Annotated in this window: 8 protein-coding genes; 5 read left to right on the top strand and 3 right to left on the bottom strand. The window is 55.0% G+C overall.

The window, feature by feature from the left end; genetic code table 11:
• Positions 1-130: DUF6399 domain-containing protein (locus tag CKL79_RS24235; protein ID WP_240518777.1), on the top strand; the 130-nt coding region annotated here is incomplete at its 5' end.
• Between the two features lie 11 nt (positions 131-141).
• On the opposite strand, the gene CKL79_RS17715 is transcribed toward CKL79_RS24235, so the two are convergent.
• The gene (locus CKL79_RS17715) at positions 142-585 is read right to left on the bottom strand and encodes a hypothetical protein (protein ID WP_205879138.1); all 444 of its coding nucleotides are present in this window, start codon (positions 583-585) and stop codon (positions 142-144) included.
• 42 nt (positions 586-627) lie between these two features.
• Between CKL79_RS17715 and tnpA the strand changes: the two genes are divergently transcribed.
• Complete coding sequence (gene tnpA / locus CKL79_RS17710) at positions 628-1026, top strand: IS200/IS605 family transposase (protein WP_121970901.1); 399 nt, start codon at positions 628-630, stop codon at positions 1024-1026.
• Between the two features lie 24 nt (positions 1027-1050).
• Here the strand turns inward: tnpA and CKL79_RS17705 are convergent, their stop codons facing one another.
• Positions 1051-1803 carry a hypothetical protein gene (locus tag CKL79_RS17705; protein ID WP_121970897.1) on the bottom strand — a complete coding sequence of 251 codons (753 nt, stop codon included), beginning with the start codon at positions 1801-1803 and terminating at the stop codon, positions 1051-1053.
• Positions 1804-1921: 118 nt separating this feature from the next.
• On the opposite strand from CKL79_RS17705, the gene CKL79_RS17700 reads away from it, so the two are divergent.
• A complete protein-coding gene (locus tag CKL79_RS17700; protein WP_121970896.1) occupies positions 1922-2644 on the top strand; it encodes a methyltransferase in 723 nt (240 codons plus the stop codon).
• Between the two features lies 1 nt (position 2645).
• Here CKL79_RS17700 and CKL79_RS17695 read toward each other — a convergent pair whose 3' ends face one another.
• Complete coding sequence (locus CKL79_RS17695) at positions 2646-4562, bottom strand: ABC transporter ATP-binding protein (RefSeq protein ID WP_121970895.1); 1917 nt, start codon at positions 4560-4562, stop codon at positions 2646-2648.
• A 102-nt stretch (positions 4563-4664) separates the two neighbouring features.
• Between CKL79_RS17695 and CKL79_RS17690 the strand changes: the two genes are divergently transcribed.
• Both CKL79_RS17690 and CKL79_RS17685 read left to right on the top strand, forming a co-directional pair.
• Entirely contained in the window at positions 4665-5744 is a 1080-nt protein-coding gene (locus tag CKL79_RS17690; RefSeq protein WP_121970894.1) for a hemolysin family protein, read from the top strand.
• Between the two features lie 48 nt (positions 5745-5792).
• Positions 5793-7445 (top strand): glycosyltransferase family 39 protein, encoded by a 1653-nt coding sequence (locus CKL79_RS17685; protein WP_170944103.1) that lies wholly within the window; start codon positions 5793-5795, stop codon positions 7443-7445.
• Positions 7446-7463: the final 18 nt, after the last annotated feature.

The raw sequence follows: 7463 nt of genomic DNA, 5'->3' as shown, positions 1-7463 counted from the left end.
CACCGCTGCTCAACGCTTATTTGGCCATCAGTTTCCTGACCTATTTGAGTGGGTACTCAGCCATCATACTGAGCTGCCTTTGCCCAGAAAGGCAGCTAAAGCACATCAGCCCAAGCCCCTGCACGCATAGCTCTTCCCGGCTTAAGTTGGTACCCGGCACATCAGCTTCAGCGTCCCTTTCTCTAGGTCACCGCTGATAATCTCGTCTAGCTGCTGCTCAAAATGCGGATGCACTGCAATCGGCACCCGCTTAACGCCTTGAATAGTCGGAAAGCTGAGAGAGTAGGTTTCACCTACCTTGCAGATTTTCCAGTTCTGTTTGTTCACTTCAGGCCAGAACACCTTGAACGACTTGACCCGCTTCCCCGCCTTCCCTTTCAGGATACGAATCACCTGATTAGAGAGCGCAGACTTGAGGCCAGTCGTTACCATTGCCGTAGTGAGCTTTTTACGCGCTGCAAACGGCACCTTGAGCAAGCTGTTTGCCAATTCCGTAGACGCATCTACAGTGTCAGCAAACATAGAAGCTTTGACGTTGTTCAACGCCAAAAACTTTAGCTTTAGGGTGGTGGTTACGTCTGCCATAGGTCTATGATAGCAACTCGTAGACCTGATCACTATGAAGATATGGGCCAGAAATACCGGCATGAGAACACGTCAGTTTCACTATTGAACTATCACTTTGTATGGACGGTACGCAGGCGAAAGAAGCTGCTGACTGGCGCGTTAGATGGCCGAGTGAAGGAGCTTATATATGAGGCTGTAGCGGGCATTGGCGGTGAGGTGATAGCCCTGGAAACGCATGATGACCACGTTCACTTGAACGCGCACACCCTGCCGAAGCTGTCACCAGCTCAGGTTATCCATCAGGTTAAAGGGTACTCCTCTCATGCTCTGAGGAAGGAGTACCCCTGGCTAAAGACTAAGATGCCTAGCTTTTGGACTCGCAGCTACTTTGTATCGACAGCGGGCAATGTCTCCGGAGAGACCATCAAACGCTATGTCGAAGAGCAAAAATCTAGATAAGATTGTTCGCTATAACTCACCGCCTTATATCCCACCCTTAAAAGAGGTGGGCTTTACGGCGACTTCTGTAAGGGCGTAGGCCAGACCGGCTTGCTGAGCCGGGGTAAGTTTGGCAAAACCGAAGCTGGCAAGGGCAGCGGGAGCGATCGCGCTGTCAGTGGCAATGACAGTCTGGCCCTCGTCAGTCTGGATTTGTCCGTTGCCTTTGTGAGTATCGACGGTGTATTGGGCGGTCTTATCTGCTGTTACGGTGTAGCCGCTATCGGTGGCTGTGAGCTGATAGACCGGAGAGCCGTCGTTGCGTAAGAGGGTAGCATTACCGTTGGCTTCTTGGCGAAAGGTGAAGAGGGGTTTCGTTTGCTTGGGGCCTTGTATCTCCCAGGTATCGCCGGTTTGAACGACGTAGCCAACGGTTTGGTTGCTAGCATCGGTGAGCCTGACGGCACCGTCGCTTTCTAAAATTAGGTTAGCGATGACCTTGCCTGCTGGATCGGTGAGCTTGCCGCCAGTAGATTTGAACTGTAGGGAGAATTGGGGGCGGCCATCGGGCTGGCGGAAGGTGATTTTGCGAGATTGACTACTCTGTTTTGGGGAGCTAGCGGGTTGCTGAGAGGCGCTATTGGTGGGGGCCGGTGTGAGGGTCGTTTCTCTAGAAAGTGAGCTGACGGACTGGCAGCTAGTGAGGGTGGTGAGGGCGATCGCCACTACACCCATCATCCATCCGACCTGACTGCTAGTAGCCCGACGGGGGACAAATCCGCGCAGCAATTGGATCATCGCTTCTCTCCCTGTCTCTCCCAAAACACAGCGCTATTGCCCCATAGGAAGCTGATTTAACCAGCTAAGCTGTAAGGCTATGAGAGACTACTGATAGCACTTGCTTTGATCCTAGCTCATGCCGCCTGCAAACGACCATACGCCCCCATCGCCTCAGCCCTTCTTGTACGCTACGCCTGCTGAGGCACTGGGCGAGCTGATCTATCAGTCTGTGACCATTGGCTCTCAGACCTTTGAAATCGCCTACCCCGGCAATGCCGATCAGCTGCTAGATCATCCCAGCACCCACCGCGCCTTTGAAGCCGACGAGTACATGCCTTACTGGGCAGAGCTGTGGCCCTCGGCGCAAATGCTGGGAGAGGCGCTGAGGACACAGTCTATGCGGTCAGACTGGTCAAACCCGCTCTTGGCGCTAGAGATTGGTTGTGGCGTTGGCTTGCCAGGCATTGTTGCGCTCTCCTTAGGCATGCGCGTTATCTTCAGCGATTACGATGCGACGGCTGTAGAGTTTGCGGCTCGCAACGCTATGGCCAACGGCTTCGATAACTTTACGAAGCTGCCATTGGACTGGCGCGTGCCGCCACCGGAGCTACAAGTGCCTCTGATTTTAGCCGCCGACGTAATTTATGAAGAGCGCAATATTGCCCCGTTAGTCGCGTTAATACAGCAGGTGCTTGCGCCGGGCGGTATTTGTTTGCTCAGTGACCCGGATCGCTCTACTCGCGGCGGATTTTGCTACGCGCTTAAGCAGGCCAGGCTAAAATTTACCCGTTGGCGAGCGATCGCTGCCGGCCCTAACGGCAGACAAGTCAATGGCAGCGTATATCGTATTCAGGGCTAGCTCATGAGGAAGCTTGCAGTTGGGCTTCTCGTTGAGTTTTCAGGGTTTGAATGCGCTCAACGGTACCGGCGGGAATGGCTGCAATCAGCTGCTGGGTGTATTCTCGTCGGGGCTGGCGGTAAATGGCTTCAGCCGGGCCGATTTCTTCGATCTGGCCGTCATTCATCACCATGATCCGATCGCTCATAAATTTCACGACGCCCAAGTCATGCGAGATAAAGATATAGGTGAGCTTAAATTCTGCCTGTAGCTCTTTGAGCAAATTAAGCACCTGTGCCTGCACTGATACATCTAGCGACGAGACCGACTCATCGCAGATAATAAATTTGGGGTTGAGAGCCAGCGCCCTGGCAATACACACCCGCTGCCGCTGTCCGCCCGAAAATTCGTGAGGAAAGCGATTCAGCGTGCCGGGATCGAGCCCGACCCGCCCTAGCAGATATTCCACCCGCTCTTTGAGATTGCGCCTGCCCCGACTGACGCCGTGGATTTTTAGCGGTTCGGCGATCGCTGCCCCGATACTCATCCTCGGATTCAGCGAGCTGTAGGGGTCTTGAAAAATAATCTGCATCTCGCGGCGGCGTTTGCGCATTTGCCAGCCGCCCATCCGGGTCAGATCTCGCCCCTCAAACCAGACTCTGCCGCTCATCGGTTTGATCAGCTGCAAGAGCGATCGCCCCAGCGTCGTCTTCCCGCAGCCAGACTCACCTACCAGGCCAAAAGTCTCGCCCTGGTATACCTGAAATGACACATCGTTAACGGCCATCACATGCCGCTCTACCCGGCCAAAAACGCCCTGCACCGGGTAGCCTACCCGCAGATTCTCCACCGTCAGCAGCGGCCCTTTTTCCTTTAGCAGCTCCAGGCGAATCTGCATCTCGCGCGGGCTGATATCGGCAACCGGCGGCAGTCCGCCCCCCCAATCGCTCTGAGGCTTAGCCTGAATTACCATATCCCCCTCAGGGCCAACCACCTCTTCCATATAGTCAGAGACCGTAGAGAGCTGCCGCAAGCGGCGATCTGGCTGCGGTCTACAGCCCAACAGTCCTTTGGTGTAAGGGTGACTAGGCCGCTCAAAAATGTCTAGCACCGGCCCCGTTTCGACGACTTTGCCGCGATACATGACCGCCACGTAGTCGGCGATTTCGGCGATGATGCCCAAGTCGTGCGTGATAAAAATCATCGACATGCCCCGGCGATCGCGCAGTTCGCGCAGCAGATCTAATATGGTTGCCTGCACAGTGACATCAAGCGCGGTCGTCGGCTCGTCAGCAATCAGCAGCGACGGGTTAGAAGAGAGAGCCATAGCAATCATCAGCCGCTGAATCTGGCCGCCTGAAAGCTGATGCGGGTAGCGATCTAACAGCAACTGTTTACGGCGGTTGACGGTGCGTTTGATCAAGGCGCTATTGTCAGTATCTAGCTCGTAACCGACCTGTTCTGTTAATTCGGCATCGCCCGGCAGCAGTTTCACCTCTTGCAAATGAGAAATCGCCAGATCACGCGCCGCCCGCTCAGAGATTTTTTGATGCTGGCGAATCGCCTCAATCAGCTGAAACCCACAGGTATACACCGGGTTGAGCGAACTCATCGGCTCTTGAAAGATCATCGCTATCTGACCGCCGCGATAGCGCCTGAGCTGCCGTGGCGGCACTTTTGTCAAATCTACTGGAGCCTCACCGTCGCCCGTAAATAAGATTTGGCCGCTGCTCACTCTCCCTGGCGGACTGGGCACCAAGCCCATCACCGCCAGTGAAGTCACCGATTTTCCTGAGCCCGACTCCCCCACGATGCCAATGGTTTGCCCCCGCTGTAGTTCAAAAGACACCTCGTCTACCGCGCGGATGCTGCCGCGATCTTCATGGTCGGTAGCAAACTCAACGGTAAGACCTTGAACCTCTAAGATAGTGTCACTCATAAGGGAAATATAAACCTGAGGGCGCAGCAATCACGATTAGCAAGCATTCTATACTATTCCTTTTATGGCTAGCTAAATGGAGCTAGCCCGCTGTCAACCCCCATGATTCAACTTGTGATCGCTGTCTTGATCGTCATTATTGGCTCTGCCCTGTGCTCAGGCACCGAAACAGCGTTACTCTCACTGCCTTTGCTGCGAGCTAGGCAGCTCACCCAAAATCGACCGAGCCCGGCGGCGATCGCCCTTCTCACCATTCGCCAGCACGTCTCCCGACCGATTGCCTGCATCGTCATTCTCAATAACATCTTTAATATTGTCGGCAGCATCGTCGTCGGTCGGTTGGCCGCTGCTGTCTTTGACAATGCGGGCTTGGGCATCTTTTCAGCCGCACTGACCTTTGCCATCATCTTACTAGCCGAGATTTTACCCAAAACCGTTGGCGAACGCTATGCCGAAACAATTGGACTAACCGTTGCCATCCCCGTCACAGGCTTGACCCTTCTCTTTACGCCCTTAATCTGGCTGCTAGAGCATATCACCGCGCCTATGACCAAAGGCATCAAGCGGCCCATCACCGATGAGGCAGAAATCAAGCTACTGACCATACTCGGCTACCAGGAAGGGCTCATTGAAGACGACGAAGTCGAAATGATTGACCGGGTATTTCGTCTCAACGACCTAAAAGCCGCCGATATCATGACGCCTCGGGTAGCGATTACCTTTCTACCGGGTGACGCTATCTTGCGAGATATTCAAGACGAAATTATTGCCTCTCAGCACACGCGAATATTGGTAATTGATAGGGACCTAGATCATGTCATCGGCGTAGCGCTAAAGGCAGAACTACTCGCCGCCATTGTCCAGGGCCAAGGCGCAGCCCCCATCAAAAACCTGATGCGCCAGGTCAACTACGTTCCTGACACAGAGCGCACCGACCGGCTGATCAAAACCTTTCAGTCGCTGCGAGAGCATTTAATGGTAGTGGTAGATGAGTACGGCGGCGTTTCGGGCGTGGTCACGCTAGAAGATACGCTGGAGGTGCTGACTGGCGAGATTGTCGACGAGACCGACCGCAATGTAGACCTGCAAGCATTTGCCCGGCAGCGGCAGAAGCGGATTCTGCGGCGCAGTGGGTTCCGTCAGATGAAGCCGCCAGCGGCGCAAAGCCAACTGCTGGAATGATGTGGGTGCATGCCCATTCCTCATTTCTCCTCTTTCCAAAGAGTCCTCATGAAGTCTCCCTCTCCCTATGGGGCTACCGCCCGCCGAGATATCTTGCTGCTATTAGCCTGGTCCGGCCTGCTGCTCACCTGTAGCCTGCTGCAAATGAGCTTGATGGCCCACGATGAGGGCAACTACGCCGCTGAAAGCCGCTTTATGCTGGAGTCGGGCAATTGGCTGGCGCGGCAGTGGTGGGGGACGCCGACTTACTCTCACGGTATTTTGCTGAACTGGCTGATACTGGTGGGGTATCGGCTGTTTGGGGTGAGCGATCGCATTGCCCGGTTACCCAGCGTTTTGGCCTGTATAGGTTCGGTCTTGCTCACCTACGATATTGGCAGAACCCTGATTGCCGCCCAGCCCTGGTCCTATGCCAAATATGCCCGGCGGCTGGGCCTGCTGTCTGGGCTGCTGCTGATGGTGGGTTCTCTATGGGCGCAGTACGGCCATTTAGCCACGCAAGACATGCTGCTGGTGAGCGTAGAGCTGTTAGGCATTTGGGCGTTACTCAAGGCAGAAATTTACGCTCGTTGGCGCATCGCCTTCGGCTTTTTAGCGGGTTTGACGCTGGGGCTAGGATTTTTAGTCAAAACCTTTATGATTGCGCTGCCAGCCTTGGCCCTACTGCCCTACCTGGTTTTCCATCATCGTCGCCATCGTCACTTGAGCAACCCAGGTTTATATAGCGGACTGCTCGTCGGTGTGGGAGCAGGGGCGCTTTGGCTAGGGCTGAGCCTGGCCGAGTATGGCGATCTGGTGTTTGCCTCCATGTTTGGCAAGCTAGGTGAGCTGAGCGACGAGTCGTTTCATGCTGATGGCGGGCCGTTTTACTACCTATGGAATATTCCGGTGAATATGCTGCCCTGGGCGCTGTTTGCGCTGATTGGGGCAGTGCTGGTGCTGCGCAGCCTATGGCGATCAATTCCTAAATCGGCTCCCTCCTATCCGCACTACTGGCTACTGCTCTATCCGTTCATTTTGGCGGGGCTGCTGACAGGTTTCCCGACGAAAACCCCCTATTACACGTTGCAATTGCATCCGTTTATGGCAGTTTTTGCGGCGATCGCCCTGCACCAAATTGCTATTTGGCCGGTTCGCTGGCCCCGGCGGTTCCTGAGCTACGCTTTCTCTGCACTAGGCGTGCTTTTAGCTGCACTGGCTATCTTCGCCTGGGGAGGTGCTGTCATCCTGACCCCAGTGCCCGACCTGCTGAGCGAAATTCGCCCCTATGCACCGGCAGCGCTGATTTTAGGAGTGGGCTGGGCAGCGCTGCCTGCATTTATGTCTCAGCCTCAAAAGTGGCTGGCTACTTGGCTGCTCCCGGCCTGGCTAGCGATTGGCACGCTAGGGTTAGCAGGCTTATTTGGTAACTACAGCTCAGACTTGAAGGCAGCGCTGGCTTCGCCGGCAATCGCGCCGATTGTCAGCGATCAGCCGATCAGCTTTATTACCGGGTCAGCAGAGTGGCCACCAGAAGCCCACAAGACGTTTACCCTGCTCAGCTTCTATACGCCTCAGCTTGGTCAGCTCAATCGCCCAATCGCCGAGATACCGCCCGGCACCTATGCCTGGCTGAGCCCTAATGCCGACCTGACTGCGTTGAGCGATCGCCCTTACGAAACGATGGCTCAGCTTCGCGATTGGCAGCTAATTCGCCTATAGTCTATATCCGCACTCACT

This window comes from Leptolyngbya sp. BC1307, assembly GCF_002286735.1.
In the GTDB taxonomy this organism is placed as follows: domain Bacteria; phylum Cyanobacteriota; class Cyanobacteriia; order Phormidesmidales; family Phormidesmidaceae; genus Phormidesmis.
The sequence above is the reverse complement of the archived record's forward strand: the minus strand, read 5'-3'. Positions and strand labels throughout refer to the sequence as shown.

What these genes read in the sequence shown, in the direction of transcription:
- CKL79_RS17700 (WP_121970896.1), top strand. Translation starts at nt 1,922, where the DNA reads ATGCCGCCTGCAAACGACCATACGCCCCCATCGCCTCAGCCCTTCTTG.
- CKL79_RS17690 (WP_121970894.1), top strand. Translation starts at nt 4,665, where the DNA reads ATGATTCAACTTGTGATCGCTGTCTTGATCGTCATTATTGGCTCTGCC.
- tnpA (WP_121970901.1), top strand. Translation starts at nt 628, where the DNA reads ATGGGCCAGAAATACCGGCATGAGAACACGTCAGTTTCACTATTGAAC.
- CKL79_RS17705 (WP_121970897.1), bottom strand. Translation starts at nt 1,803, where the DNA reads ATGATCCAATTGCTGCGCGGATTTGTCCCCCGTCGGGCTACTAGCAGT.
- CKL79_RS17685 (WP_170944103.1), top strand. Translation starts at nt 5,793, where the DNA reads ATGAAGTCTCCCTCTCCCTATGGGGCTACCGCCCGCCGAGATATCTTG.
- CKL79_RS17715 (WP_205879138.1), bottom strand. Translation starts at nt 585, where the DNA reads ATGGCAGACGTAACCACCACCCTAAAGCTAAAGTTTTTGGCGTTGAAC.
- CKL79_RS17695 (WP_121970895.1), bottom strand. Translation starts at nt 4,562, where the DNA reads ATGAGTGACACTATCTTAGAGGTTCAAGGTCTTACCGTTGAGTTTGCT.